This window comes from Paenarthrobacter sp. TE3676, assembly GCF_056279165.1.
On record NZ_JBWBQU010000001.1, the window covers coordinates 779,250 to 803,991 of the forward strand.

General features: G+C 62.2%; 25 protein-coding genes. 10 read left to right on the forward strand and 15 right to left on the reverse strand.

Annotated elements, in window-relative coordinates:
* Nucleotides 1-4: 4 nt before the first annotated feature.
* Entirely contained in the window at nucleotides 5-742 is a 738-nt protein-coding gene (locus ACZ881_RS03765) for an energy-coupling factor ABC transporter ATP-binding protein (protein ID WP_476112605.1), read from the forward strand.
* Nucleotides 739-1,365, forward strand: coding sequence for an energy-coupling factor transporter transmembrane component T family protein (locus tag ACZ881_RS03770; protein ID WP_179016625.1), 627 nt, complete (start codon nucleotides 739-741; stop codon nucleotides 1,363-1,365). The genes ACZ881_RS03765 and ACZ881_RS03770 overlap by 4 nt, the downstream gene beginning before the upstream one ends.
* Here the strand turns inward: ACZ881_RS03770 and ACZ881_RS03775 are convergent.
* Nucleotides 1,362-2,615 carry a thiolase family protein gene (locus ACZ881_RS03775; RefSeq protein ID WP_476112607.1) on the reverse strand — a complete coding sequence of 418 codons (1,254 nt, stop codon included), beginning with the start codon at nucleotides 2,613-2,615 and terminating at the stop codon, nucleotides 1,362-1,364. The genes ACZ881_RS03770 and ACZ881_RS03775 overlap by 4 nt on opposite strands.
* Nucleotides 2,587-3,978 carry a class I adenylate-forming enzyme family protein gene (locus ACZ881_RS03780; RefSeq protein WP_476112609.1) on the reverse strand — a complete coding sequence of 464 codons (1,392 nt, stop codon included), beginning with the start codon at nucleotides 3,976-3,978 and terminating at the stop codon, nucleotides 2,587-2,589. Before ACZ881_RS03780 ends, ACZ881_RS03775 begins: the two co-directional genes overlap by 29 nt.
* Nucleotides 3,979-4,039: 61 nt before the next feature.
* On the opposite strand from ACZ881_RS03780, the gene ypfJ reads away from it, so the two are divergent.
* Nucleotides 4,040-4,942 (forward strand): KPN_02809 family neutral zinc metallopeptidase, encoded by a 903-nt coding sequence (ypfJ, locus tag ACZ881_RS03785; RefSeq protein WP_476112611.1) that lies wholly within the window; start codon nucleotides 4,040-4,042, stop codon nucleotides 4,940-4,942.
* A gap of 105 nt (nucleotides 4,943-5,047) precedes the next feature.
* Here ypfJ and ACZ881_RS03790 read toward each other — a convergent pair whose 3' ends face one another.
* Genes ACZ881_RS03790 through ACZ881_RS03815 form a run of 6 tightly spaced genes read right to left on the reverse strand, consistent with a single transcriptional unit; the run spans nucleotide 5,048 to nucleotide 10,201 of the window.
* The gene (locus ACZ881_RS03790) at nucleotides 5,048-5,380 is read right to left on the reverse strand and encodes a metal-sulfur cluster assembly factor (RefSeq protein WP_054808115.1); all 333 of its coding nucleotides are present in this window, start codon (nucleotides 5,378-5,380) and stop codon (nucleotides 5,048-5,050) included.
* 13 nt (nucleotides 5,381-5,393) lie between these two features.
* The gene (gene sufC, locus ACZ881_RS03795; protein WP_014921882.1) at nucleotides 5,394-6,179 is read right to left on the reverse strand and encodes a Fe-S cluster assembly ATPase SufC; all 786 of its coding nucleotides are present in this window, start codon (nucleotides 6,177-6,179) and stop codon (nucleotides 5,394-5,396) included.
* 43 nt (nucleotides 6,180-6,222) lie between these two features.
* Nucleotides 6,223-6,579, reverse strand: coding sequence for a non-heme iron oxygenase ferredoxin subunit (locus tag ACZ881_RS03800; protein ID WP_091470659.1), 357 nt, complete (start codon nucleotides 6,577-6,579; stop codon nucleotides 6,223-6,225).
* Nucleotides 6,580-6,600: 21 nt separating this feature from the next.
* Complete coding sequence (gene sufD, locus ACZ881_RS03805) at nucleotides 6,601-7,914, reverse strand: Fe-S cluster assembly protein SufD (protein WP_364305090.1); 1,314 nt, start codon at nucleotides 7,912-7,914, stop codon at nucleotides 6,601-6,603.
* Nucleotides 7,915-7,916: 2 nt separating this feature from the next.
* On the reverse strand, nucleotides 7,917-9,380 hold the full coding sequence (sufB, locus tag ACZ881_RS03810) for a Fe-S cluster assembly protein SufB (protein ID WP_011774792.1): 1,464 nt from the start codon (nucleotides 9,378-9,380) through the stop codon (nucleotides 7,917-7,919).
* Nucleotides 9,380-10,201 carry a helix-turn-helix transcriptional regulator gene (locus ACZ881_RS03815; protein WP_091470656.1) on the reverse strand — a complete coding sequence of 274 codons (822 nt, stop codon included), beginning with the start codon at nucleotides 10,199-10,201 and terminating at the stop codon, nucleotides 9,380-9,382. Before ACZ881_RS03815 ends, sufB begins: the two co-directional genes overlap by 1 nt.
* A gap of 109 nt (nucleotides 10,202-10,310) precedes the next feature.
* Here ACZ881_RS03815 and ACZ881_RS03820 point away from each other — a divergent pair, with 109 nt between their 5' ends.
* From ACZ881_RS03820 to ACZ881_RS03830, 3 genes are read left to right on the forward strand one after another with little or no spacing between them, the layout of a single operon-like run.
* A complete protein-coding gene (locus tag ACZ881_RS03820) occupies nucleotides 10,311-11,276 on the forward strand; it encodes an ABC transporter ATP-binding protein (RefSeq protein ID WP_364305088.1) in 966 nt (321 codons plus the stop codon).
* Complete coding sequence (locus ACZ881_RS03825) at nucleotides 11,273-12,037, forward strand: ABC transporter permease (RefSeq protein ID WP_091470653.1); 765 nt, start codon at nucleotides 11,273-11,275, stop codon at nucleotides 12,035-12,037. Before ACZ881_RS03820 ends, ACZ881_RS03825 begins: the two co-directional genes overlap by 4 nt.
* A gap of 48 nt (nucleotides 12,038-12,085) precedes the next feature.
* Complete coding sequence (locus ACZ881_RS03830) at nucleotides 12,086-13,030, forward strand: COX15/CtaA family protein (RefSeq protein ID WP_178992795.1); 945 nt, start codon at nucleotides 12,086-12,088, stop codon at nucleotides 13,028-13,030.
* A 6-nt stretch (nucleotides 13,031-13,036) separates the two neighbouring features.
* On the opposite strand, the gene ACZ881_RS03835 is transcribed toward ACZ881_RS03830, so the two are convergent.
* Genes ACZ881_RS03835 through ACZ881_RS03860 form a run of 6 tightly spaced genes read right to left on the reverse strand, consistent with a single transcriptional unit; the run spans nucleotide 13,037 to nucleotide 17,438 of the window.
* Entirely contained in the window at nucleotides 13,037-13,348 is a 312-nt protein-coding gene (locus ACZ881_RS03835; RefSeq protein WP_476112617.1) for an ABC transporter permease, read from the reverse strand.
* Entirely contained in the window at nucleotides 13,312-14,997 is a 1,686-nt protein-coding gene (locus ACZ881_RS03840) for an ABC transporter ATP-binding protein/permease (protein WP_476112619.1), read from the reverse strand. The genes ACZ881_RS03835 and ACZ881_RS03840 overlap by 37 nt, the downstream gene beginning before the upstream one ends.
* Entirely contained in the window at nucleotides 14,994-16,157 is a 1,164-nt protein-coding gene (locus ACZ881_RS03845) for an efflux RND transporter periplasmic adaptor subunit (RefSeq protein ID WP_476112621.1), read from the reverse strand. The genes ACZ881_RS03840 and ACZ881_RS03845 overlap by 4 nt, the downstream gene beginning before the upstream one ends.
* Complete coding sequence (locus ACZ881_RS03850) at nucleotides 16,144-16,635, reverse strand: hypothetical protein (protein ID WP_476112623.1); 492 nt, start codon at nucleotides 16,633-16,635, stop codon at nucleotides 16,144-16,146. The genes ACZ881_RS03845 and ACZ881_RS03850 overlap by 14 nt, the downstream gene beginning before the upstream one ends.
* Entirely contained in the window at nucleotides 16,604-17,032 is a 429-nt protein-coding gene (locus ACZ881_RS03855; RefSeq protein WP_476112625.1) for a hypothetical protein, read from the reverse strand. Before ACZ881_RS03855 ends, ACZ881_RS03850 begins: the two co-directional genes overlap by 32 nt.
* Nucleotides 17,033-17,057: 25 nt before the next feature.
* On the reverse strand, nucleotides 17,058-17,438 hold the full coding sequence (locus tag ACZ881_RS03860) for a peptidase inhibitor family I36 protein (RefSeq protein WP_476112627.1): 381 nt from the start codon (nucleotides 17,436-17,438) through the stop codon (nucleotides 17,058-17,060).
* Nucleotides 17,439-17,664: 226 nt separating this feature from the next.
* Here ACZ881_RS03860 and ACZ881_RS03865 point away from each other — a divergent pair, with 226 nt between their 5' ends.
* Nucleotides 17,665-18,213, forward strand: coding sequence for a TOPRIM nucleotidyl transferase/hydrolase domain-containing protein (locus tag ACZ881_RS03865; protein ID WP_476112629.1), 549 nt, complete (start codon nucleotides 17,665-17,667; stop codon nucleotides 18,211-18,213).
* Nucleotides 18,214-18,297: 84 nt separating this feature from the next.
* Here ACZ881_RS03865 and ACZ881_RS03870 read toward each other — a convergent pair whose 3' ends face one another.
* The gene (locus ACZ881_RS03870) at nucleotides 18,298-19,260 is read right to left on the reverse strand and encodes a heme o synthase (protein ID WP_476112631.1); all 963 of its coding nucleotides are present in this window, start codon (nucleotides 19,258-19,260) and stop codon (nucleotides 18,298-18,300) included.
* A 416-nt stretch (nucleotides 19,261-19,676) separates the two neighbouring features.
* Here ACZ881_RS03870 and tkt point away from each other — a divergent pair, with 416 nt between their 5' ends.
* Genes tkt through ACZ881_RS03885 form a run of 3 tightly spaced genes read left to right on the forward strand, consistent with a single transcriptional unit; the run spans nucleotide 19,677 to nucleotide 24,593 of the window.
* Nucleotides 19,677-21,803, forward strand: coding sequence for a transketolase (gene tkt / locus ACZ881_RS03875; protein WP_476112633.1), 2,127 nt, complete (start codon nucleotides 19,677-19,679; stop codon nucleotides 21,801-21,803).
* A gap of 33 nt (nucleotides 21,804-21,836) precedes the next feature.
* Complete coding sequence (gene tal, locus ACZ881_RS03880; RefSeq protein ID WP_476112635.1) at nucleotides 21,837-22,955, forward strand: transaldolase; 1,119 nt, start codon at nucleotides 21,837-21,839, stop codon at nucleotides 22,953-22,955.
* 6 nt (nucleotides 22,956-22,961) lie between these two features.
* The gene (locus tag ACZ881_RS03885) at nucleotides 22,962-24,593 is read left to right on the forward strand and encodes a glucose-6-phosphate isomerase (protein ID WP_476112637.1); all 1,632 of its coding nucleotides are present in this window, start codon (nucleotides 22,962-22,964) and stop codon (nucleotides 24,591-24,593) included.
* The last annotated feature ends 149 nt before the right edge of the window (nucleotides 24,594-24,742 follow it).

Here is a 24,742-nt window from a genome sequence, read left to right on the forward strand (position 1 = left end):
GTAGATGAACTCCATCAGTTTCAGCAGTGTCTCGGTGCGCGTCCCCGTTGATGGAAGCGACGTGCCCAAGACGTTGCTGCAGGACATTTCCCTGGACCTGACCGAGCGCAGGATCGGGGTGATCGGCGCTAACGGATCCGGGAAATCCACCCTGCTCCGTCTCCTGAACGGTTTGGTTGTCCCGAGCGAAGGCACTGTTGTGGTCCACGGCGGCGACACCGTCGCCGAGGTCCGTCGCGTTCGCGGCAATGTGGGCTTCGTCTTTACTGATCCCCTGTCCCAGTTGGTGATGCCCACGGGACGGGAGGACGTTGAGCTCTCCCTGCGCCGTTCCATCAAGAACTCCAAGGAGCGGGCATCGCGGGCAGAAACAGTCCTGGATCGTTTCGGCTTGCTGCACCTTGCCGATCAAAGCATCTACGAACTTTCCGGTGGTGAAAGGCAGTTGTTGGCACTGGCTGCGGTCCTGGCCGTTGATCCGGCAGTTCTGGTCCTTGACGAACCGTCCACCCTTCTGGACCTCCGGAACCGTGAACTCCTGCGGCGCACCGTAGCCGAACTGGACCAACAGGTGATCATGTCCACGCACGATCTCGACCTCGCGCTCGACATGGACCGGGTGCTGGTGGTGGAGTCCGGACGAATCGTATTCGACGGCGATGCTGCCGACGGCGTCGCACGTTACCGTGCGCTGTGCGCGGCTGCCCTGCCCAGCGGCCCCTTAGGTGATGTGTCGAGGTGAGGGGCCATGGATTCCTGATTGCGAATTACGTTCGCGGAAACTCGATCATCCACCGAACTCCCCTATGGCTGAAATTCCTTGTGGTAGCCGCCTGCGGAACGGCGTCTTTCCTCATTGTGGATTGGACCGTTTCCCTTGTGGTCTTCGCCATCATGTGCGGCTTGTTCCTCCTGACCGGCGCCGGCCTCCGCCGACTTCTGAGGGCCATCTGGATGGTTACGCCCATCCTGCTGGTCATCGGTCTCTTCCAGTGGTGGCAACTCGGTGGACCCACCGCCGCACGCATCGTACTGAATGTGCTTATTTGTGTGGTGGCAGCGTCCGTGCTGACAGCCACCACCCCCGTGCAGGCGCTGCTGGACGGGGTGGTGGCCTTGGCAAAACCGTTCCGGCGTTTCGGTGCCGATCCTGAACGATTCGCCTTGACCATCGCAGTAATGCTGCGGAGCATTCCGTTCATTGCGGGCACTTTCTCGGACGTACGGGACTCCGCCCGGGCACGCGGCCTTGAACGCAATCCCCGCGCATTGGTCCTTCCTGTCTTCATCACTACTGTGGCGTACGCCCGTCAAACCGGCGACGCGTTGGCAGCCCGCGGGCTGGGCGAACCGGAAAGGGACTAAAACCTGGTGTACTGCAGCAGTGCTGCGGTTCCCATGCCGCCTGCAATGCTGATCATTGCCAACGCCAACGGAGTCTCTCCATCCGTTGCATATCGGCTGCGTGCCTGGGCCATCAACCGCGTCACCAGGACCGCTCCCGAGGCGCCGTAGCCGTGGCCCAAAGCCAGGGCGCCGCCGTCCAGGTTGGCTCGCTCAGGATCTACGCCTAAGTAAGCCAGACATGCAATCGTTTGGGAGGCGAACGCCTCGTTGAACTCAATCAGGTCAAGGTCTCCTGCGGCCACGTCGTGGCGGCTTAAGAGCCGTTCGGCGGCATGGGCGGCTCCGATACCAAGGACTTCCGGATCAACGCCTGCCGTATCGCACCCCAGTATCAATAGTCCGTCCGAGGCTCCCATCTCGCGGGCCCGCTCGAGTGACGTTATGACCACCGCTGAGGCTGCGTCTGCGTCGAAGCAGGAGTTGGCCGCCGTGACCGTTCCATCCGGGACGAACGCGGCAGGGAACCTCGACATCAGCGGCGCCCGCAGGGTCGCTTTGGGGCCGTCATCGAAATCCACCAGTTTTTCGTTGCTCTTGAGCGGAACGATCTCATCCGCAAAGGAGCCCGCACTTGCCGCCTCAACCGCGCGGCGATGGCTCCGGAGTGCGTACTCGTCCTGTTTCTCCCGGGTCACGCCAAACGCGCGGGCCACGTTCTCCGCCGCAACACCCATGTCAGGGTCGCCGAACTGTGGAGGCACAAAGCTGGCCCTTGAGTAAAACTCCAGTTCGCCGTCGTCGGTTCTGTTGGCCCTGGCCGGTGCGGTACTGATGCTCTCAACGCCGCCGGCAAGGTACAGCGGATTACCCCCTGCAGCCACCAGCCGTGACGCCAGCGCAATGGCGTCCAGGCCTGAACCGCACTGCCGGTCAACGGTAAGGCCCGGTACGGTGACGGGCAAGCCGGCCTGGAGTGCGGCAAACCGGGCCACATTACCTCCCCCGCCCACGGCGTTTCCGATGATGACATCATCCACATCCGCAGGTTCCGCATTTATGTTCTGCAGAAGAGAACCCAGCACGGGTGCCAGGAGATCCGGCGCGCGGAGATGCTTCAGTTGCCCGTTGGCGCGACAAATCGGAGACCGGAGCGCGGCGATGATGACGGGTTGCCGGGATTCGTTGGAGCCGTGTTGCAACTCTTCGGCGCCAGGCTTGCCGCTACCCAAAGGGCTGCCGTTACCCAAGGGGCTGTGCCCGGGGGTCATGATTCTTGATCCAGTCCAGCAGGACTTTCCTGCTGACCTTGCCCCGGTCAGTCATGGGCAACTCCGCCAATAAGTAGTACTGCAACGGCCATTTATCCCTTGCCAGCAGACCATCCAGGCCCGTGCGCAGCTGGGTGGCGGTGACCGCGCCGTAGGCAGGCACGACGCCGGCAATCACCTTTTGGCCGCGGATATCGTCAGGTGCCCCGGCGGCAATCGCAACGTCCACACCGGGCACGGAGGCAACTGCAAGCTCAACCTCATGCGGGTAGACGTTCTTTCCAGAGGTGATGATCATGTCCGAGCGGCGGCCGAGAATGTGAAGGGTGCCGTTTTCCAGGAAGCCCTGGTCCCCCACGGTGTACCAGCCGTCAAGGCACCGCAGGGCTTGGCCATCGTCTCCCCAAAGGTAGCCGTTGCTGACCATTCCGCTGCGAACGCTGATATTGCCGTGTTCGCCGTCCGGCACGGACCTGCCGGTGTCATCGAGGATGCTCAGTTCAACACCCGGGAAAGGCAAGCCAATGCCGGTGCCACCGGCGTCCAGTGGTTCACCAGCGGCAAGGCGGGTGCCGGAAACAAAGCTCAACTCTGAGGCACCGTAGTACTCATAAATGGCCGCATGGGGCGCCCACCGCCGGGCCGCCTCCAAGGTCCGGGCGTCCAACTTGGAACCCGCGCAAATGATGCTGCGGATACCGGAAGCATCAATGTCGCCGGCGAGTCCCCGTTCGCTGAGTAGACGCAGCGCCGTGGGTGCCAGGACCAGCCGGGTGATTCCGTCGTGACTGATGGCAGCATGGGCGTCGCCGACGTCGAAAGACTCAAGCGTGTGGAACGCGGCCCCCGCGTACAGGCATTCCGAGAGGGCATAAAGGTTCAGGCTGGCTGACAAGGGCCCCGGCGCCAGGGTGCAATCGTCCTGCGTTAGGCCAAAAAATTCGATGGACGCTTCGAACGACACTTGCCAGGAACGACGAGACCTGGTGAACGCTTTGGGAACCGAAGTAGTGCCGGACGTGAGACCGATGAGGAAGGTACTTGACGGGTTTCCGTCTACCAACCCGGCATCAATGGTGGTGGTGGTCCCGACAACGCGTGATGAAACTTCCTCGATCATGGGGAGCGGCCATTCGGGATCCAGCACCGCACAGCGACGCTCCCCCGCCACCGCGGCCGCGTAGCGCTCAACAAAGCGCACGGAGTTGGGCTCGGCAAGAACAGTAGTGGCAGTCGCGTCGCCCAGCAGCCCTGCTGCAGCGTCGCGAAGTCCCGCCCAGGTGAGCCGGCTGCTGCCCACAACGACGGCGGTGTCGTGGGGGCGCTCTTCGGCCCAGAGCTGAAGTTTGTCCAGGAAAGGCATCCACACAATTTTACGGCAGTGTTCGGCCCCGGGCACCAAAAGTGACGTCTATTCTGACTGTATGAGTTTCAATGACGGCGCGCAGCTTGACCCCTCGCAAGTAGAAGACCGACGTGGCGGCGGCATGGGCCGCGGCACCAAGATCGGCGGTGGCATCGGCGGTGGAATAGTGGTGCTGTTGCTGGCACTTTTCGGTATCAATCCCAACATCCTCGGGGACCTGACAGGTAGCGGAAGCCAGCCACCCGCCGTCGAAAGTGGTGGCGGGGCCGGAGGTGTCCAGGAATGCCAGACAGGCGCCGATGCGGACAAACGGCTGGACTGCCGGATCACAGGGACAGTGAACAGCCTCAATGCCTTTTGGCCTGCCTACCTTGCTGACTACAACGTGGAGTATCCCCGTCCCAAGACCGTCATTTTTAGCCAAGCCACGAACACCGGTTGCGGTGCGGCCACAAGTGCCGTGGGTCCGTTCTACTGCCCTGCGGACACCACCGCATACTTTGATCCTGGATTCTTTGATGACTTGGTAACCCGGTTCGGCTCCTCAGGAGGTCCCCTGGCACAGGAGTATGTAGTGGCCCACGAATTTGGTCACCACGTCCAGAATGTCCTCGGTAACCTTGACCAAGCCCAGCAGGACCCACAAGGTCCCCAGTCCGGCGCCGTCAGGGTGGAGCTCCAGGCTGACTGCTATGCGGGACTTTGGGTCCGGCACGCCACCACCCAAACGGACGCCAGCGGCAAGCCCTTCCTCGATCCCCTGACCCAGCAGGACCTGCAGGATGCGCTCTCGGCCGCATCCGCCGTTGGTGATGATCGGATCCAGGAGGCGGCTACCGGCAGGGTGTCTCCTGAATCCTGGACCCACGGGTCCAGTGAGCAGCGGCAGAAGTGGTTCTATCAGGGATACACCACGGGCGATATCAACAAGTGCGACACCTTTGGGGTGGCTGCGCCGTAGTGCATTTGACGACATGAGCGCATTGACGACATGAAAAAGGAAGGGTTCCGGGCGGCAAGCCCGGAACCCTTCCTTGTGCCCGCCGAAGCGAGCAAAAACTGCTGATCAGATGTTGAAGCCGAGGGCCCGCATCTGGTCCTTGCCGTCGTCGGTGATCCGCTCGGGACCCCATGGCGGCATCCATACCCAGTTCAGGCGCCAATCATCAACCACGCCGTCGAGGGACTTGCCCACCTGCTCTTCAAGCACGTCCGTCAGCGGGCAAGCCGCCGTGGTCAGTGTCATGTCGATCAGGAGTGCGCCGTCTTCGTCGGAGTACTTGAGACCGTAGAGAAGGCCCAGGTCCACAATGTTGACTCCGAGTTCCGGGTCAATAACGTCCTTGAGCGCTTCTTCGACGTCCTCGAGACTGGTTCGCGCCGTGTTGATTTCGGTCATGGAACGATCCTAACTAGGCCTGCACAGCAGGAGCAACGGCAACGCCTGCGCCCGGAGCGTAACGGTCGTAGCCCTCATCCTCAAGGCGGTCCGCGAGCTCGGGTCCGCCCTCTTCAACAACCTTGCCGTCAACGAACACGTGAACGAAGTCCGGCTTGATGTAGCGCAGGATACGGGTGTAGTGGGTGATGAGCAGGGTGCCCATGTTGCCCTCTTCGTGCGCGCGGTTGACGCCCTCGGAGACGACCTTCAAAGCGTCGACGTCCAGGCCGGAGTCGGTCTCGTCAAGGATGGCGAACTTCGGCTTGAAAAGTTCGAGCTGAAGGATTTCAACGCGCTTCTTCTCACCACCGGAGAAGCCTTCGTTGACGTTGCGCTGTGCGAAGTCGGCGTCGATACGCAGCTGCTGCATCGCTGCCTTGACGTCCTTGGTCCACGTGCGAAGGGCCGGTGCTTCGCCGTCGATCGCCGTTTTGGCGGTCCGCAGGAAGTTGGTCATGGTGACGCCGGGAACCTCTACCGGGTACTGCATGGCCAGGAAGACGCCTGCACGGGCGCGCTCGTCGACGCTCATTTCCAGCACGTCTTCGCCATCCAGCGTGATGGTGCCGCTGGTGACGTTGTAGCGCGGGTGGCCGGCGATGGTGGAGGCAAGCGTGGACTTGCCAGAGCCGTTGGGGCCCATGATGGCGTGCGTTTCACCGGTCTTGATGGTGAGGCTGACGCCCTTCAGGATCTCCTTGGTGCCCTGCTCCGTCTCGATGCTGACGTGCAGGTCCTTGATTTCAAGAGTTGACATGCTCTTCTTTCTTTCCGTTCGTAAGTCTGGCGGTACTGGGCGCTCAGTAGTGATCTACCGAGGCGCCGTTCACAACGTTGGTCACGTCCACGTAAACGTCGTCTCCGTCGATGGTGACGGCGAAAACGGGGACGGGGTCGTAAGCAGGCAGCTGGAGGGGCTGTCCGCTGCGGAGGTCGAACTGGGAACCATGTCCCCAGCATTCAATCGCGCAGCCTTCAACCTCACCTTCGGACAACGAGATGTCCGCGTGCGAGCAGGTATCGGCGATGGCGTGGATGTCGCCCATCGAGTCCCTGACAATGGCTACGGGGTAGTCATCAATCAGGACGCGCAGCGCTTGCTTGACCTGGATGTCATTGGCGTTGCATACCAGTTCGCCCTTGGTTTCTTCACTCATTGTTGCTCTGCCTGGCCTGTCTTAGTTGTCGGTCGCGGCGAGTTCGCGCTCAACAGCTGCGGTCAGGCGCTCTTCGATTGCCGGGACCTTGATCTGCTGGATGATCTCGTTGAGGAAGCCTCGGACCACCAGGCGGCGTGCAACCTTTTCCGGGATGCCACGGGCCATGAGGTAGAACAGGTGCTCGTCATCAAAACGGCCTGTGGCGCTGGCGTGGCCTGCACCTTCAATCAAACCGGTTTCGATTTCGAGGTTGGGAACCGAGTCCGCGCGGGCGCCATCGGTGAGGACCAGGTTACGGTTGGCCTCGTAGGTATCCGTGCCCTCTGCTTCCTTGCGGATCAGGACGTCGCCGACCCATACGCTGTGGGCGTTGCGGCCCTGAAGGGCGCCCTTGTAGAGCACGCGCGACTTGCAGTTGGCCACTGCGTGGTCAACGAAGAGCCGCTGCTCAAGGTGCTGTCCGGCGTCTGCGAAATAAAGGCCGAACATTTCGACGTCGGCACCCGGCGCGGTGAAGCGCGTGGACGGCGTAACGCGCACGAGGTCGCCGCCAAGGCTGACCACGATGTGCTTGAACTTGGCATCGCGGCCGATCTTTGCCTGCTGCGATGACGCGTGGACAGCGTTATCCGCCCATTCCTGCAAGGACACAACGGTCAGTTCAGCGCCGTCTTCAACGATGATTTCAACGTTCTCGGACACAACTGCGGAACCCTGGTGGTCCAGAACCACAACGGCCTTGGAGAAGCGTTCTGCCACGATCACGATGTGCTGGGCAGACGGTGCCTCCCCAGCGCCGGTAATCAGGACAGAAACTTCACTCTCGGCCTGCAGCTCGGCGGGCACCGTGACGACAGTGGCCTCGGCGAAGTTCTCCCACGCGTTGGCAGACACGAGGTCCTCCGGGATTGCCGCCTGGCCAATGCGCTTGTCATCGCGGCCAACGGTTTCAACAACGACGCCGGCCGGTGCAGTGACGCTGACAGCCGGAGCTGCGCCGTTAAGTACTTCGGTGTGGAGGCCACGCAGGCGCTTCAGCGGCGTGAACCGCCAGTCTTCCTCGAGGCCGTTAAGTGGCTTGAAGTCCGCCAGCTTGTAAGAGGTGAGACGACCCGCGCGGGAGCTGTCCGGAATCCCAACGCCGCCACCATGCGAGTGGCTCTTGGCCGAAGCACCGGCGAGCGGACCAGCGGAAGGCTGCTCCGACGTCGTGCTGGTGTTCGTTCCGGTGTTGACGGGCGAAAGGTTCTCGCCTTCCTCGGTGAAACCGTTGATAAACGGCTGGGCCGAGGGCGCGCCGATGCGCGCCTTTTCAGTAGTGATATCAGTCATTGTTAACCGACGGACCCTTCCATCTGCAGTTCAATCAGGCGGTTCAGCTCAAGAGCGTATTCCATGGGCAATTCACGCGCGATCGGCTCGATGAAGCCGCGCACGATCATGGCCATGGCCTCGTCCTCAGGCATGCCGCGGGACATCAGATAGAAGAGCTGCTCTTCGCTGACGCGTGAAACGGTGGCCTCGTGGCCCATCACAACGTCATCCTCGCGGATGTCGATGTACGGGTACGTGTCCGAACGGGAAATGGTGTCCACCAAAAGGGCGTCACAACGAACGGTGTTGGCCGAGTGCTTGGCGCCTTCACGGACCTGTACCAGGCCGCGGTACGCAGCGCGTCCGCCACCGCGGGCCACGGACTTGGAAATGATGGAGCTCTTGGTGTTCGGTGCGATGTGGACCATCTTGGAGCCGGTGTCCTGGTGCTGGCCCTCGCCGGCGAAAGCGATGGACAGCGTCTCGCCCTTGGCGTGCTCGCCAACGAGGTAGACGGCCGGGTACTTCATGGTCACCTTGGAACCGATATTGCCATCGATCCATTCCATGGTGGCGCCTTCTTCGCAGATGGCGCGCTTGGTAACCAGGTTGTACACGTTGGTGGACCAGTTCTGGATGGTCGTGTAGCGGACGCGGGCGCCCTTCTTCACGATGATCTCCACAACAGCCGAGTGCAGCGAGTCCGAGGTGTAGATCGGAGCCGTGCAGCCTTCGATGTAGTGAACGTAGGAGTCTTCATCGGCGATGATCAGCGTGCGCTCGAACTGGCCCATGTTTTCCGTGTTGATACGGAAGTATGCCTGGAGGGGGATGTCAACGTGCACGCCCTTGGGCACGTACACGAAGGATCCGCCGGACCATACGGCCGTGTTCAGTGACGCGAACTTGTTGTCGCCCACCGGGATGATGGTGCCGAAGTACTCCTGGAAGATCTCCGGGTGCTCCCGCAGGGCGGTGTCAGTGTCCAGGAAGATGACGCCCTGGGCTTCCAGGTCCTCGCGGATCTGGTGGTAGACGACCTCGGACTCATACTGGGCTGCGACTCCGGAAACCAGGCGGCTGCGCTCAGCTTCCGGGATGCCGAGCTTTTCGTAGGTGTTCCGGATGTCTTCCGGAAGGTCTTCCCACGTTGCCGCCTGCTTCTCGGTGGAGCGCACGAAGTACTTGATGTTGTCGAAGTCGATGCCCGAGAGGTCTGCACCCCAGGTAGGCATGGGCTTGCGGTCGAAGTACTTAAGGCCCTTGAGCCGCAGATCGAGCATCCATTCGGGCTCGTTCTTCTTCGAGGAAATGTCGCGGACGACCTCCTCGTTGAGGCCACGACGGGCGTTGGCGCCTACGTCGTTCTTGTCGGCCCAGCCGTACTCGTAGTTTCCGATACCGTGCAGTTCGGGATTCTTCTCCAGAATCTCCGAGATCACAGTGCCGTCAGCTACCGCTTTCTCTGCTATTTGGTCCGTCATCACGGCCTTTCTTGCTGGTTGTTTGATTCCTGGTACGGGTTCCCGGGCTGCTCTGCGACATCTGGGGATGCCGTGGCAGCCGGGCGCCCGGTAGGTATGTGGGTGGTGCAGACGTGTCCGCCCTGCGCGAGCGTGGAGAGGCGCCGGACATCGACACCCACCAAGCGCGAGAAGACCTTGGTCTCCGTGTCGCAGAACACGGGAAACTCTGCGGCAAGCCGCTGAATCGGGCAGTGGCCTTGGCAAAGCTGGACACTGGACAACGCTGCCGGCAGTGGCGCCTTGGCTTCGATGGAGTGGGCTGAGGCAACAAAGCCATCACGACTGAGGGCCTTTGACAGTGCCATGGCGCGGGCGGTGATGTCATCACCAGCGGCTTCCACCTCGGGGGCGTAGCGGCGTTCCATGTCCGAGAAGCGTTCTTCCGCGTACTCCCGGACTGCATCCTCGCCGGCAAGTTCCTGAAGGCGCCTTAGCGCGGAGCTGGCAATATTCAGGTAATCGTCGCCGAGCTTGGACTGCCCCTGTGAGCTGAGGACGTAGCGGCGCGCCGGGCGGCCTGCGCCGGAACCGGCTTTGGCTACTCGTTTAACTTCGATAACCCCGCTGCGTTCCAGATGGTCAAGGTGACGTCGAACTGCAGCGGGCGTGAAGCCCAGAAGGTCGCCCAGCTCCGCGGCACTTACCGGACCGTTCTCCAGTACAGCGCTCAGAACCCGGTCCCGTGTACGGTCATCCGCGTCCGGCAGCACAGGAGAAGCACCGAAGGCCTCTGCCGCTGCAGCATGCCGCGTTGCGGGCATGGAAGTTGGACTGCTCATGGAATACACAACACAATCATGTCGTAATTTGTTTCATGCATCCAGTAAGGCAAGACTGACCTTAGCCAGCCGCCAAGTGTGACCGTACTACTTCCCGTAGAATACTCTGGTGCGATCCCCCGATTCCCCTGTCCTCACTATAGATGGACTCATTAAGGATGTAGGCCCCCTGGCCTCCCTTGACGGCAAAATGCTCAGGGTAGTCAGTGGGCTGTCCCTTGTGGCCGAACGCGGCCAAGTAACCGCCCTGTTGGGGGCGAACGGCGCTGGTAAAACCACCACCCTGGAGTGTGCTCAAGGCCTGCAGAAGCGGACGGGCGGACGTATTTCCCTGCTGGGAGCGGACCCCGACACGGCAGGTGCCGACCTGAGGTCCCGTGTAGGTGTGATGCTCCAGGACGGCGGCCTCCCGCCGTCGGCCCGTCCCATCCCACTGTTGCGGCACGTCGCCGGCATGTACCAAAAGCCCATGAACGTTGACGCCCTGGTGGAACGGCTGGGAATCAGCCAGTTCAGCAGGACCAGCGTGCGCCGTCTTTCCGGGGGCCAGAAGCAGCGGCTGGCACTAGCGGCCGCCCTCGTGGGCAATCCTGAAATCCTGTTTCTCGACGAACCCAGCGCAGGGCTGGATCCGCAGTCCCGGCAAATGGTTTTCGAGCTCATTGCCGAACTGCGGGACGCCGGGATGGGCATCGTGCTGACAACGCACCTGATGGATGATGCTGAGCGCCTGGCCGACTACGTGTACATCATCGACGGCGGTCACAACGTGGTGGAGGGAACGGTAGCCGAGCTGCTCCGGCACGATCATGCCGCAGACTCGGCCATCACGGATCGGACGCTCTACTTCGATGCCCCCGGAGGACTAAATTTCAACGGTGCTGTCGGTGCGGGCCTTCAGATCACCGAAACCCGCTCCGGGAGTTACTCAATCACCGGTGCCATCACGCCCAAGGACCTTGCATCATTGACGGCATGGTGGGCCGAACGGAACATCATGCCGGCCTCGCTGCGGTTGGAAGCCCGTAGCCTGGAAGACGTGTTCCTGGACATTTCCGGAAGGGACCTCCGATGAGCAAGCTCCTGTCCCCCAATGCCGGACCGGCATCCCTGCCGCGCAGGATCATGCAGCAGGGCCGCTACGAAACCATCACCATGCTGCGGAACGGTGAGCAACTCATCCTCGCTGTCGTCCTGCCCCTGATGGCCCTCGTGGGCTTGGTTGTTACCCCGCTACTTGACGGCCTCGGCGGGTCCCGCGTGGACGTGGCCACGCCCGGGATTCTGGCGCTGTGCGCCATGTCCACGGCCTTCACCGGCCAGGGCATCGCCACTGGTTTTGATCGCCGCTACGGAGTACTCCGCTTCCTGTCCACTACTCCCCTTGGCAGGGGCGGGCTCATCGCGGGCAAGATTCTCGCCGTGCTGGTGGTCCTGTTCCTTCAAGTACTGGTAGTCGGCGCTGTTGCCGGTCTGCTGGGATGGCAACCTCGGCTCGAGGCCTGGCTTCCCGGCGCGGGGCTTCTGGTTCTTGGCGCTGCCGCCTTCACCGCCTTGGGCTTGCTGGTGGCGGGCACCGTGCGGCCGGAAGCTACCCTGGCGATTACCAACCTGCTGTGGATCCTCCTCGGGGCATTGGGCGGCATTGTGGTGCCTGCTGAGCGATTGCCGTCGTTGCTTCAGGGGATCGTTCAATTCCTTCCCTCCGGGGCCCTGGGCCAAGCACTTCGGGACGCCTTCCTGTTGGGCGCTGTTCCCTTCCCCGCCGTAGCAGTCCTCCTCCTGTGGACCGTACTGGCCGGCGCCGCGGCCATCCGCTGGTTCAAATGGAACTAACCCGTCCAGGCACTAACCACCAACGCAGAACTGAGAAGTGAGAAAACTGTGAGCACGGCATCGCGCCTACCAAAAACCGTCCAGCGATTGACCTCCAAGTTGCCAACCGAGGTCAACAAGGCCGTGCGCCGCCTGGCATTGTTGTCGCTCATTGGGCAGACCGTTCTGGTGGTAACCGGTGGTGCCGTACGACTCACAGCTTCGGGCCTGGGTTGCCCGACGTGGCCGCGCTGCACCAGCGATTCGTTGGTCAACACGCCGGAGATGGGCATTCACGGGTTCATTGAATTCGGTAACCGCCTGCTCACCTTCGCCCTCGCCGCGGTGGCCGCCATGATGTTGGTGTACTTGTGGAACCTCCGCAAGGAACGCCGCGACCTCTTCATGCTTGCATTGGGACTCCTTGCCAGCATCCCGGCACAGGCAGTGATCGGTGGAATCACCGTACTTTCCGGCCTCAACCCCTGGGTTGTTGGCCTGCACTTCCTCGTATCCATGGCCTTGGTGGTTTTTGCCACGCTGCTGGTCAATCGGGCTTACGGGCGGACCGGCCGCTTCATGAACCGCACCCTCCCGGACCTCCCCCGGCTTGCTCGCCCCGTGATGCTTGCTGTCGCAGTTTTCTCCGCGCTCTCTGTCATGCTGGGAGTCGTAGTTACAGGAGCCGGACCCCACGCCGGAGATGCAGATGCTCCCCGCAACGACCTCGACTGGGACCTCTTCTCGCACATCCACGCGGTCCCTGCGTACCTCATCACTGCCGGAACGCTCTTCGCGGTGTACTTGGTGATCCGGCACAAGATCGGCGGTCCGTTCCGATCGGCGTCGTATCTTCTGCTGGGTGTCACGTTGCTACAGGCTGTCATCGGCTTCACCCAGTACTACAACGGAATCCCTGCTCTCCTGGTTGGTGCACACATGTTCGGCGCAGCTGTGCTGATGAGCGCGGCCACCAACGCCGCCGACCTGGCGAAACACAGCCCCGCCAACTAGCTTTTTCTATGCCCGGATGAGCTGGGCGGGGTTGAATCGCGAAGCCACCAGGGCCGGGTACAGCGCGGACAGGGTTCCGCTGGCCAGCCCGGCTCCGATTCCCCACAGCGCTGCATACCAAGGGATCACGGCCGCCCAACCTTCAGTGGAGGCGTATAACAGGACTGCCCCCATGCCCACTGCCGCTCCGGCAGTGCCGCCTAACACCCCCACCACGGCGCCTTCCAGCAGGAACATCCCGGCCAGTGGCCCCCTCCGCATGCCCAGTGCCAGTCGAAGGGCTATTTCGCTCGACCGGGCCAGGACACCGAGGTACATCGTGGTTCCGCACTCAAACAGGCGATGGCCAGGAGCACAATGGAGACAATGCCCACCAGCCTCCCCAGATCAGCGTCAATCCCGTGCTTGAGGTCCCGTAGGTCGGCCACGGTCTGCACTGTCACGGCGCCTGTCTCAGCGGGGCTCAGCGTCTTGGGCAGCGCCTCCGCGATGGCCGCCGGCATGCCCGGATCTGTCCGTAAGACCAGGTTGGCTGCGACTCTGCTGGTCACGGGGTATGAACCGACTCCCACCACCACCGACCCTGGAAGCATCGGATCCCTCCCCGGATTCTCGATGATGCCCACCACCGGAACGGGCTCACCATACAGCCAGATGACGACGCCGGGACCTGGCCTTGCGATACCCAGTTGGATGGCGGCATCCTGACCAAGGACCGCGACCGGGCCACCGAAAGATTGATCAAGCAGGCTGGCATCGCCGAAGGAAAGGGTGGCCCCTTGGAGTCGGAGATAGGCCGAATCAGCCACCCGGACTGCTCCGGTGAAGACAGGCTGTTCGGGAAAGGACCCAGGGCGGAAGGTCGCGGGCTGGACTATCGACGCCGACAGCTCAGCAAGAACTCCGGCTTCGAGGACGCTGGAGAGCTCCTTTGACCGCTGAAGATCCTCTGTCATGGCGTCCCACGAGGCGTATCCGCCCTCACGCGTAGCCCGCACTTCGTCGCTGGCGGCTGCGTCGATCCTCGCGGACACCTTGACGGCTGCACTCTCGCTCAGCCCCATGGCGGCTACAAGCCCGCCGCTCCCCAGCAGGAATGCCAGTACCAGCAGAAGGGCCTTGGCCGGGCGGACCGTCAGCGCAGACAACGCATCCGCAACCACGTCTGCAGCTTCATGGTGGATGCGCCGGGCAAGGTGATAGGAAGCGGAACTGTCGCCTGATGTTATTGGCGGGTCGCTGTGGACCGTAGCGGAGCCGGTGTCACCCACGATCAGCCCGTCCCGCATTGTGATGACCCGATCAGCAGCAGCAGCGATGCCTGGGTCATGGGTGACCAGGACGACGGTGGTTCCTGTGGCGTGAAGCTCGCGGAGATGGACCAGGACCAGCCCGCCATTGACGGTGTCCAGGCTGCCTGTCGGTTCATCAGCGAGCACGATTCCCGGGGCTCCGATGACGGCACGTGCAATTGCCAGCCGCTGTCGTTCGCCCCCGGAGAGCAAGGAAGCGGGGGTGGCCGCCTTATGCGCAAGGCCAAACTTGTGAAGTGCGGGCATCACTAGTCGCTTTTGGACGGACAGGGCAATCCCCCTTGCACGCAGTCCGAGGACGGCATTGCGTGCGGCAGCATCGCGTCCCACCATGTGCGAGTCCTGGAAGACGAAACCGAAGAGACTGGCGCGCAGCTCGGCTCTCTGTCGCTCGCTGAGGCCCGACACGTCCGTACCCTGCACCGAGTACGTTCCTGCCGAAGCTGTGTCCAAAAGGCCGAGGACGTTGAGAAGCGTCGACTTTCCCGAGCCGGAGGGGCCAACGATAGCCACGAACTCGCCCTGATAGATGTCGAGGCGCAAACCGGCCAGGGCGGGCGCGCCGGAAAAGTCTCGCCGGACGTCCCGCATGCCAAGTATCGGACGGTGTGATGGCGGATCGGTCGCTTCCGGGACATGCCAGTGTGAAGTCATTGCAACTTGACCTCGTCGCCTGGAGCCAACCCGTCCATGTCGGCAATGGCCGCCCACCCGTCCGCCTGTGCCATGACCTTTACGTTCACCCGCCGCGGCTCACCGTTCTTTTCCAGCAGCACGTAAGGGACACCTTCCTCCTGGCGAACCGCGATCAGGGGTACGGCCAAGGACTCCGCGGCGGCGCTGCCAGCAGTTACAGTCACGGACTGGTCCGCGGCGAATCCTTGCGTGCCGGGTGGCACAGCAAACGTGATGTCCTTTCCGGGGATTTCGTTCTTGCTTTGGTCACCCTCCAAAAAGTCGCTGACAAGCACTACCTTGGTTTCGAGGACTGCGGAGCCGGCGCGAACAGTAACGGCCCCACCCACGGGAAAACTCTCGGACTGGACAACGTCCGCCCGGGCAACAATGGAGTCGTCAGCAATCTTTACCTGGGCAACGATGCCATGCTCACCGAGAACCGATCCGTTGCCGGCCATGGCGGCGATTGTCCCCGTGTCTCCGGGAACTTGAACGAATTCCTTCCACCGAAAAACCACCGCGTCGGGGGCCTGCTTGGTCGAAAATGGGTGGGAGTCCACGTCCCCGGGTTTGATCGCTTTCGACGAAGGTGTTGAGGTTGGGGCTTCGTAACCGGCCGCCTTGTACCAGTCGATCAAGGCGCGTTGCGTGCCGGTTTCGAAGGTATCCGCCGAAGAAACGGCGTAGCCAAAGCCAGCCAATGCGCCGTGCAACGCCGCGACGTCGGGGCCCGAATCACCCAGTTCGATATCGCGGTACAGGGGCACGCCGCTGGGGAGTACGAGTAACGGCCTCCCGGACACAGCGGCCAGCAGTTCACCTGGAACCACCACGCTTCCCACCATTTTGGGGGCTGCCGTCAAGACCAGCCTGTCAATACCTTCAGTGGAACTCGCTTTGATCGCGTGTTGTGCACCTGCCACGACTTTGCCGGAGAGCACCACCTGTTTGATGACCGCGCGACGCTCCACGGTTGCCGAAACAGGGAAGGGCCCTGCGCTGGCAACGCTGCTGGCACCAGTCCAGTAGGCGGCGCCCAGGCCTGCCAACACCATCACCAGCAGCGCTGGAATGAGCCACCACCGGGGAACGCGCCTCATGGCACGACCCGCCGGGATCACCTCAGAGTCGTGCACCAGCCACACCGTGGTCCCTCAGTATTTGCCTGGCTCGTTCAACGGCGGCCGCCTTCTCTTCTGCCAAGGCGTTGAGCTCAGCCTGATGGTCCTTCATCTGTGCTGCTTGGTACTGAGCAAGGATGTCATAGGGTTTCCTGGCACCGCCGCCCGCGTCCTTGCAGTCAAGAGCCAGCAGGGCAACACGGATTTCGTCTTCTTTTGACCCTGTTGATTGCAGGTTCCAGGAACCTGCTTCAGTGAGCTTCAGGCCTCTTCCTGCCAAGCAGTCTTCCCAGCCCTGGCGGAAGGCAACGAACTCCGGGTCACGCTCTGTCAGCCCCACCGCGATGTCGGAGATCTGGTTCTGGAGGGACGTATCGCCGACAAGTCCCTCCAGAAGTTCAGGTAAGCCAGCGCGCCCTACAGACTTGGTGCACTGGGATTCCGCTTCTTGTTGCTTGGAGCTAAGTGCCGGGCGCTCCGGTTGCTCCTCCATCGCACCAGGAATTTTCCGGATCTCCGGCAGGGCCCCCATTCTTTGCGGCCAAGGCACGTGACCACTGACCATACCTGCTGTCCTGGAGTGCCTTGCCGCCGCCTCCCCAAGAAGCCACAGTGAATCCAGCCTCTTCAACGCAGTCGAAAATGAGAAACGCGACCGCGGAATTGACCATGACGTTTTCCCTGTCGGAGTACCAGTAGGCGCTCATGGGCAGCACAACCTCTCCGGTCATCTCATTGAGGGAAGCCCGCGCGTTCGCTCCGGCGCTCCGATCAATCGCAGGCAAGCTGAGGGTGGGCCCGGGTTCGGACGGACGGGCGGGTTCGCTGGAGCACGACGTGCCGGCGATAGCAACCAGTATCGCCAGCACGCCAAGTGCCGCGGACGGCATCCTTTGGATCTTGAACGCCAAGAGACTAGCCCCAGACGCTCGTGATTTCGTCGTCCCAGTTCCGGGTGGACGTCATGTAGAGTCCGCGCAGATCATTTGAGGCATTGCCGGCCCGAAAAACCACATTGTGGCCAACAAAATTGCTGTCAACATAGAAATAGACATAAGGCGAAGCTGGATCTGCGGCAGGTCTAACTACTAAGGAACTCCCCTTATCATTGGCGTCCACGCCCACGTTGTACGTGACCCAGCCAAAGGACCTGGAGGTCCCCGTGAACCAGTAGTTGTCGTATAGGCATACTCGTGCGGTGGAGCACGCCGGTGCGGCCTGGGCTGCAGACACCCCGGTCAATACAGAGGCTGAAACAACTGCAAGCACCCCGGCTGTGCGCAGGATGTTCTTCATGAGAATCCCCAAAGGCTCGTGTGAAGTGGAACAACTCTGTTCCATCTCGAACGGTAAGTCGCCTTGAGCACCACCTAGGCTGCTTTTCGAGGTTCTAGGTGGCGTTCAGGCAAAAGATAAGTGTTCAGGGGGTCCAAACTAGGTGCCGCAATGCGGCTTCTAGGTGTTGATCTCTTGGTTTGCGCTGGTTAAAGGAGTTGCCACCCTTGTCCGCCATACTGGTCATGTGCTGGAGACGACTGTGTTGGTGGAGGGCGAGAGCGACCGGCTGGCAGTGGAAATGCTGGCTAAAAGGCTTGGCCACGACCTAAGGATGGAACGCGTTTCGGTTGTGCCCATGAATGGCGCCACGAGCATCGTGCGCTTCCTCGACCGCTATGGCCCGCGTGGGGCGGGCCACCGATTGTTGGGTCTCTGCGATTTCGGCGAGGCCGCGGGCATTGGCCGTGCCCTCATGCGGGCTGGCATGGGGGCAGGCCCGCTGGAAGACCATGGCTTCCAGGTCTGTAACGCCGATTTAGAGGACGAACTCATCCGGTGCCTTGGCGTGGATGCCGTGCTCGACGTCATCGCGGACCAAGGGGAGCTCGCGTCCTTTGAGCTCCTGCAACGCCAGCCCTCGTTGCGGGACCGGTCTGTGGAGAGGCAGTTACGGCGGTTCTTCGGGGGGCGCAGCGGGAATAAGATCCGATACGCGCCTCTGCTTGTCAACGCGCTACCGGAAGGACAGGCGCCTCCTCCGCTGGCTCGACTGGTTGCATCTTTTGAGTCGTGATGTGAGCGGGCGTTGGCCTCAAGCCAGTGGGACGTGAGCGGGCGTTGGCCTCAAGCCAGTGGGACGTGAGAGGGCGTTGGTGGGCTAGCCGCCGACGATCGCTGAGCCGATGAACGGATCAACGGCCAGCGCGATGAAGAGCAACGTCAGGTAGCTGATGGAGCCATGGAACACCTTCATGGCCCCCTTGTTGGAAACGTCGCCACCCTGCGCACGCTTGTACAATGCGTGGCTCTCGTAGAGGAACCAGGCTCCGGCAGCAACAGCTACGATCGTGTAGACCCACCCGGCCCCGCCCACCGGGATCATCAGCAGCGAGCAGGCAACCATGGCCCACGCGTAAAGAACTACCTGTACGGAGACCACCTTCGCGCCGGCAATGGCGCCGAGCATGGGAACCTTGGCGTTGCGGTAGTCCTCGCCGTAACGCATGGACAGCGGCCAGTAGTGAGGAGGCGTCCAGAGGAAAATCACCATGAAGAGCACGATGGCGGGCCATTCGACAGTGTTGGTGACGGCCGCCCAGGCGATGAGCACCGGGAAGCAACCGGCAGCGCCACCCCAGACGATGTTCTGGGCAGTGCGGCGTTTGAGGATCATGGTGTAGATCACCACGTAGAAGACGATTGCACCGAGGCCCAACCAAGCAGACAGCGGGTTGGCGCCAAACCACAGGATTGCGATGGAGGCGGCACCAAGGATCCAGGCGAAGATCAGAGCTTCGCGGGGAGTCACTTCACCGGTGACCAGCGGACGTTTCTCCGTGCGGTGCATCAATTTGTCGATGTCGCGGTCGATGTAGCAGTTGAAGACGCCGGCGCTGCCCGCAGCGAACGCGCCACCAACGAGGGTGGCAAGGATCAGGCCGATGGACGGGAAGCCGCGCTGCGCGAAGATCATGGTGGGAAGCGTGCTGACCAAGAGCAACTCAATGACACGGGGCTTCGTCAGAGCCAGATACGCCTTGAACTTACGGGACATTCCGACGCTTCCCCGGGCCGGGGACGCGTTAAGGGGCGTATCAGTTGTGCTCACGGCGGCAGTCACTCTGTTCTATGCTCTGGGGTTCTCGCAGCGGCTGCCGTCCCTCGAACCGGGCGCATGAACCGCTGCTGGCCTCCAAATATCATACCGTGGCGGAAAGCGGCCCGATGTCCGCAAAATACGCCAATGTTTCCGAATCTTCACTCCTCCGCCGGGCCATAGTGATTCATATAAGGGAAATTCTGTCCAGTTAGTGGGATTCCCTGAGTTCCATGACACGTTTAGGGCTAAGCTGTTGAGCAGATCAGCACACGTTGACGATCCGGGAAACCGTATTCTTGGATATCCGTGCGTCTGGATGAGAGATCAACGTTTCAATGGTGAACGGCTGGTAGACACATTGCAGCGGGCGCCATCCTGTGCTTCCTGCGTGCCGTGTCCATACGCCTGCCGTCAGCACAGAGAGGGGCTCGGTTTTCGTGCCACATTTGGAAGAGCAAGAACTGTCATGGACCGATCTGGACAAGAAGGCTGTTGACACCGTTCGCGTGTTGGCCGCCGACGCCGTGGAGAAGGTCGGCAATGGCCACCCTGGTACGGCGATGAGCTTGGCTCCGGCAGCGTACCTGCTGTTCCAGAAGCTGATGCGTCATGACCCGAAGAACCCGGACTGGCTCGGCCGCGACCGGTTCGTCCTGTCCCCCGGCCACACTTCGCTGACCCTTTACATCCAGTTGTTCCTCTCCGGTTACGGCCTGGAACTGAAGGACCTCGAGGCACTGCGTACCTGGGGTTCACTGACCCCGGGCCACCCGGAGTACAAGCACACCGCCGGTGTGGAAATCACCACCGGCCCGCTGGGCCAGGGCCTGGCCTCGGCTGTTGGTTTCGCTTACTCCCAGCGTCGCCAACGTGGCCTGTTCGACGCCGATGCTCCCGCCGGCGAATCGCCGTTCGACCACACCATCTGGGTCATCGCTTCCGACGGTGACCTCCAGGAAGGCGTAACGTCCGAGGCTTCCTCGCTCGCCGGCCACCAGGAACTGGGCAACCTCGTAGTGATCTACGACGAGAACCACATCTCCATCGAAGATGACACCGACATCGCCTTCACCGAAGACGTCCTCAAGCGCTACGAGGCCTACGGCTGGCACACCCAGCGCGTTGACTGGACCAAGACCGGCGACTACGTCGAAGACGTCCAGGAACTCTACGCTGCACTGCTCGCTGCCAAGGCTGAGATGAACAAGCCGTCCATCATTTCGCTGCGCACCATCATCGGATACCCGGCACCGAAGAAGCAGAACACGGGCAAGATCCACGGCTCCGCCCTGGGCGCCGAGGAAGTCGCAGCACTGAAGACCGTACTCGGCTTCGATCCGGCCAAGTCCTTCGATGTTGACGAAGAAGTTCTGGCACACGCCCGCAAGGTCCTGGACCGCGGCGCCGAGTCCCGCGCTGCCTGGCAGAGCTCGTTCGAGGCATGGCAGTCCGCCAACCCGGACGCTGCTGCCCTGCTGGAACGCGTCGAAGCCAAGAAGCTCCCCGTTGGCATCGACTCTGCCCTCCCCGTGTTCGAAGCAGGCAAGGACGTTTCCACCCGTGCAGCCTCGGGCAAGGTCCTGAACGCCATCGGCCCGGTCCTGCCGGAGCTGTGGGGCGGCTCAGCCGACCTCGCGGAGTCCAACAACACCACCATTGAAGGCTCGCCGTCGTTCATCCCGACGTCCCGCTCAACGGACGCCTGGAAGGGCAACCCGTACGGACGTGTGCTGCACTTCGGTATCCGTGAGCACGCTGCCGCGTCGATCGTGAACGGTATTTCCCTGCACGGCCGCACCCGCGCATTCTCCGGCACGTTCCTGATCTTCAGCGACTACCAGCGCCCGGCCATCCGCCTCGGCGCGCTGATGGGTGTTCCCTCCCTGTACGTATGGACACACGACTCCATCGGCCTGGGCGAAGACGGCCCCACCCACCAGCCGGTGGAACAGCTCGCCTCCCTGCGTGCCATCCCGGGCCTGGATGTTGTCCGTCCCGGCGACGCGAACGAGGTCTCCGCGGCATGGAAGGTCATGCTGGAGAACCACGAGAACCCGGCGGGCATTGTCCTGACCCGTCAGAACATCCCCACCTACGCCCGCGGCGAAGGTGAAGCAAGCGGCGACACGTTCGGCTCCACCGCTGGTGTGGCCAAGGGCGGTTACGTCCTGGCTGAGGCCTCCAAGAACGGCGAAACCGTTGACGCGCAGGTCATCCTGATCGGCACCGGCTCCGAAGTCCAGCTCGCAGTCCAGGCCCGCGAAGCCCTCCAGGCTGAAGGCATCGCAGCGCGTGTCGTGTCCATGCCGTGCGTTGAATGGTTCAACAAGCAGGACGAGGCTTACCGCGAGTCCGTACTCCCGGCCTCCGTGAAGGCCCGTGTTTCGGTTGAAGCCGGTCTCGCACTGGGTTGGCGCGAATTCGTCGGCGACGCCGGCCGTTCCATCTCACTGGAGCACTTCGGCGCCTCGGCTGACTACAAGCGGCTCTTCAACGAATTCGGCATCACTGCCGAAGCTGTTGCCGCCGCAGCAAAAGACTCCCTCGCAGACTCCAACGCATAACAGCCTGCTTCCCTCTCACAAGGAGAAAAACACATGTCTACAACTCCCACACAGCAGCTCTCAGACGCCGGCGTCTCCATCTGGCTTGATGACCTTTCCCGCAACCGCTTGGAGACGGGCACCCTGCAGAAGCTCATCGACGAGAAGAACGTTGTTGGTGTGACCACCAACCCGTCGATCTTCCACGCCGCCATCACTGCCGGCACGGATTACGACGCCACCATCGCAGCGCAGGCCGCGGCCGGTGCCAGCGTCGAAGAAACGATCTTCGAAATCACCACCACGGACGTCGTTGACGCCTGCGATCTCTTCGCTCCCATCGCCGCCGCCACCAAGGGTGTGGATGGCCGCGTCTCCATCGAGGTTGACCCTCGCCTTGCTTGGGATACCGCAGGAACCATCGCCGAGGCCAAGCACCTCTACGCCAAGGTCAACAAGGACAACGTCCACATCAAGATCCCGGCAACGCTTGAAGGCCTCGAAGCCATCACGGCTACGCTGGCCGAGGGCATCAGCGTCAACGTGACCTTGATCTTCTCCCTTGAGCGCTACCGCGCGGTCATCAACGCTTTCCAGTCCGGCCTTGAGCAGGCCAAGGAGAACGGCCACGACCTCTCCAAGATCCACTCAGTGGCCTCGTTCTTCGTGTCCCGCGTGGACTCCGAGATCGACAAGCGCCTTGACGCCATCGGCACCGATGAAGCCAAGGCACTCAAGGGCAAAGCCGGCGTCGCGAACGCACGCCTCGCGTACCAGGTCTACGAAGAGCTCTTCTCCACAGAGCGGTGGGCAGTGCTGGCCGAGGCCGGCGCGCTCCCCCAGCGTCCTCTGTGGGCCTCCACTGGCGTGAAGGACCCGGCCTACCCGGACACCCTCTACGTGACCGAGCTCGTCGCAGCAGGCGTGGTCAACACCATGCCGGAAAAGACCCTCGACGCCACGTTCGATCACGGCGTCGTTACCGGTGACACCATCACCGGCACCTACGACGAAGCGAACGAGACCCTCAACGCCCTCGAAGCCCTCGGCGTCTCCTACAACGACGTCGTCACCCTCCTCGAGACCGAAGGCCTCGAGAAGTTCGTAGGCTCCTGGAAGGAACTCCTCGCCGACGTCGAAGGCGCACTCGTCACCGCACGGAAGGCTTCCTAACCCATCATGAGCACAATCAGCTACGACGCCAGCGGTGCTGCCCAACAGGCCATCGCCCAGCACATTGACAGCCTGGTCGAGGAAAAGATCGCAACCCGGATTTTCTCGAAAGACCACACTCTATGGGGTCCTGAAGCGGAGTCTGAGTCGGCGATTCGTCTCGGCTGGGTAGAGGCTGCCACCGTGTCCCAACCTTTGGTCGAAGGCATTCTGGAACTTCGCGATGCCCTCCGCGCCGACGGCGTCTCACGCATTGTCCTGTGCGGCATGGGTGGGTCTTCGTTGGCTCCCGAGGTCATTGCCGGCACTGCCGGCGTCGAGCTGACTGTTTTGGACAGCACTGATCCTGAACAGGTCAGTGCGGCCTTGGCGGACCGCTTGGCGGAAACAGCTATCGTCGTTTCTTCCAAGTCCGGCTCCACCGTGGAAACTGACTCCCAGCGCCGCGTGTTCGAGAAGGCGTTCAATGATGCCGGTATCGACGCCAAGAGCAGGATCATCATTGTCACCGACCCGGGTTCTCCGCTGGATAAGTCTTCCCGCGAAGCCGGCTACCGTGCAGTGTTCAACGCTGACCCCAACGTTGGCGGCCGTTTCTCAGCGCTGACCGCATTTGGCTTGGTGCCTTGCGGGCTGGCCGGCGTGGACATCCAGGCGTTCCTGGACGAAGCAGAAGAGGCTGCTGAGATCCTCAACGAGGACTCAGCTGACAACATCGGTCTGGCGCTCGGCATCGCCCTCGGTGGTACCAGCCCGCTGCGCAACAAGATCGTCATCGCCGAGGACGGATCAGGCATAGTCGGTTTCGCCGACTGGGCCGAACAGCTTATCGCTGAATCCACCGGCAAGCTGGGCACCGGCGTGCTGCCGGTCGTAGCAGGCCCGGAATCCCCGGAAGCCTTGAACGGTGCCGAAGACATCCTGGTGGTCCGGCTGGTGGACGCCGATGCGGACGTAGAACTTCGTGAAAACGAGGTTGCCATTGCCGGTGGACTGGCTTCGCAGATGTTTGTGTGGGAGTTTGCCACCGCCGTGGCGGGTCGCCTGCTGGGCATCAACCCGTTTGACCAGCCCGACGTCGAGGCCGCCAAGGTGGCCGCGCGCGGCTTGCTGGACGCACGCCCCGAACCCACTCCAGCGGCCTTCACGGACGGCGCAGTGGAAGTACGCGGCGGCGAATGGCTCGGTAGCGCCTCGACGGCAAGCGAAGCCGTGCAGGCGCTCCTTGGCCAGCTCGGCACAGACGGTTACTTGAGCGTTCAGGCCTATCTTGACCGCATTTCCCATGCACCGCTTGAAGGCATCCGCGGCGAACTCGCCGCCGTCAGCGGGCGTCCGGTGACGTTCGGTTGGGGCCCGCGGTTCCTGCACTCCACTGGCCAGTTCCACAAGGGTGGACCGGCCATCGGAGTGTTCCTGCAGGTCACTGCAGCATCCTCCACTGATCTTGAGATCCCGGAGCGGCCCTTCACGTTCGGTCAGCTCATTGCTGCCCAGGCCTCGGGCGACGCCCAGGTCCTGGAAGGCCATGGCCGCCCGGTATTGCGCCTGCACCTCACTGAGCGCGCTGCGGGCGTAGCCCAACTCCAGGAAGTCGTCGCTGCGTTGGCCAACCAGGCTAGCGCACTCGAAAGCTAAGGCACAGAACCAAACATGCCAGAAACTGAAAACGGCAGGAAGAACGCCGGTCTCCGGAATCCTTTGCGGGATCCGCGGGATCGGCGCCTGAATCGTATTGCCGGGCCGTCGTCGTTGGTGTTCTTCGGAGTCACTGGTGATCTTGCCCG

What these genes read in the sequence shown, in the direction of transcription:
- ACZ881_RS03765 (WP_476112605.1), top strand. Translation starts at nt 5, where the DNA reads ATGAACTCCATCAGTTTCAGCAGTGTCTCGGTGCGCGTCCCCGTTGAT.
- ACZ881_RS03775 (WP_476112607.1), bottom strand. Translation starts at nt 2,615, where the DNA reads ATGACCCCCGGGCACAGCCCCTTGGGTAACGGCAGCCCTTTGGGTAGC.
- ACZ881_RS03780 (WP_476112609.1), bottom strand. Translation starts at nt 3,978, where the DNA reads ATGCCTTTCCTGGACAAACTTCAGCTCTGGGCCGAAGAGCGCCCCCAC.
- ypfJ (WP_476112611.1), top strand. Translation starts at nt 4,040, where the DNA reads ATGAGTTTCAATGACGGCGCGCAGCTTGACCCCTCGCAAGTAGAAGAC.
- ACZ881_RS03790 (WP_054808115.1), bottom strand. Translation starts at nt 5,380, where the DNA reads ATGACCGAAATCAACACGGCGCGAACCAGTCTCGAGGACGTCGAAGAA.
- sufC (WP_014921882.1), bottom strand. Translation starts at nt 6,179, where the DNA reads ATGTCAACTCTTGAAATCAAGGACCTGCACGTCAGCATCGAGACGGAG.
- ACZ881_RS03800 (WP_091470659.1), bottom strand. Translation starts at nt 6,579, where the DNA reads ATGAGTGAAGAAACCAAGGGCGAACTGGTATGCAACGCCAATGACATC.
- sufD (WP_364305090.1), bottom strand. Translation starts at nt 7,914, where the DNA reads ATGACTGATATCACTACTGAAAAGGCGCGCATCGGCGCGCCCTCGGCC.
- sufB (WP_011774792.1), bottom strand. Translation starts at nt 9,380, where the DNA reads ATGACGGACCAAATAGCAGAGAAAGCGGTAGCTGACGGCACTGTGATC.
- ACZ881_RS03815 (WP_091470656.1), bottom strand. Translation starts at nt 10,201, where the DNA reads ATGAGCAGTCCAACTTCCATGCCCGCAACGCGGCATGCTGCAGCGGCA.
- ACZ881_RS03825 (WP_091470653.1), top strand. Translation starts at nt 11,273, where the DNA reads ATGAGCAAGCTCCTGTCCCCCAATGCCGGACCGGCATCCCTGCCGCGC.
- ACZ881_RS03835 (WP_476112617.1), bottom strand. Translation starts at nt 13,348, where the DNA reads ATGTACCTCGGTGTCCTGGCCCGGTCGAGCGAAATAGCCCTTCGACTG.
- ACZ881_RS03840 (WP_476112619.1), bottom strand. Translation starts at nt 14,997, where the DNA reads ATGACTTCACACTGGCATGTCCCGGAAGCGACCGATCCGCCATCACAC.
- ACZ881_RS03850 (WP_476112623.1), bottom strand. Translation starts at nt 16,635, where the DNA reads ATGGAGGAGCAACCGGAGCGCCCGGCACTTAGCTCCAAGCAACAAGAA.
- ACZ881_RS03855 (WP_476112625.1), bottom strand. Translation starts at nt 17,032, where the DNA reads ATGCCGTCCGCGGCACTTGGCGTGCTGGCGATACTGGTTGCTATCGCC.
- ACZ881_RS03860 (WP_476112627.1), bottom strand. Translation starts at nt 17,438, where the DNA reads ATGAAGAACATCCTGCGCACAGCCGGGGTGCTTGCAGTTGTTTCAGCC.
- tal (WP_476112635.1), top strand. Translation starts at nt 21,837, where the DNA reads ATGTCTACAACTCCCACACAGCAGCTCTCAGACGCCGGCGTCTCCATC.
- ACZ881_RS03885 (WP_476112637.1), top strand. Translation starts at nt 22,962, where the DNA reads ATGAGCACAATCAGCTACGACGCCAGCGGTGCTGCCCAACAGGCCATC.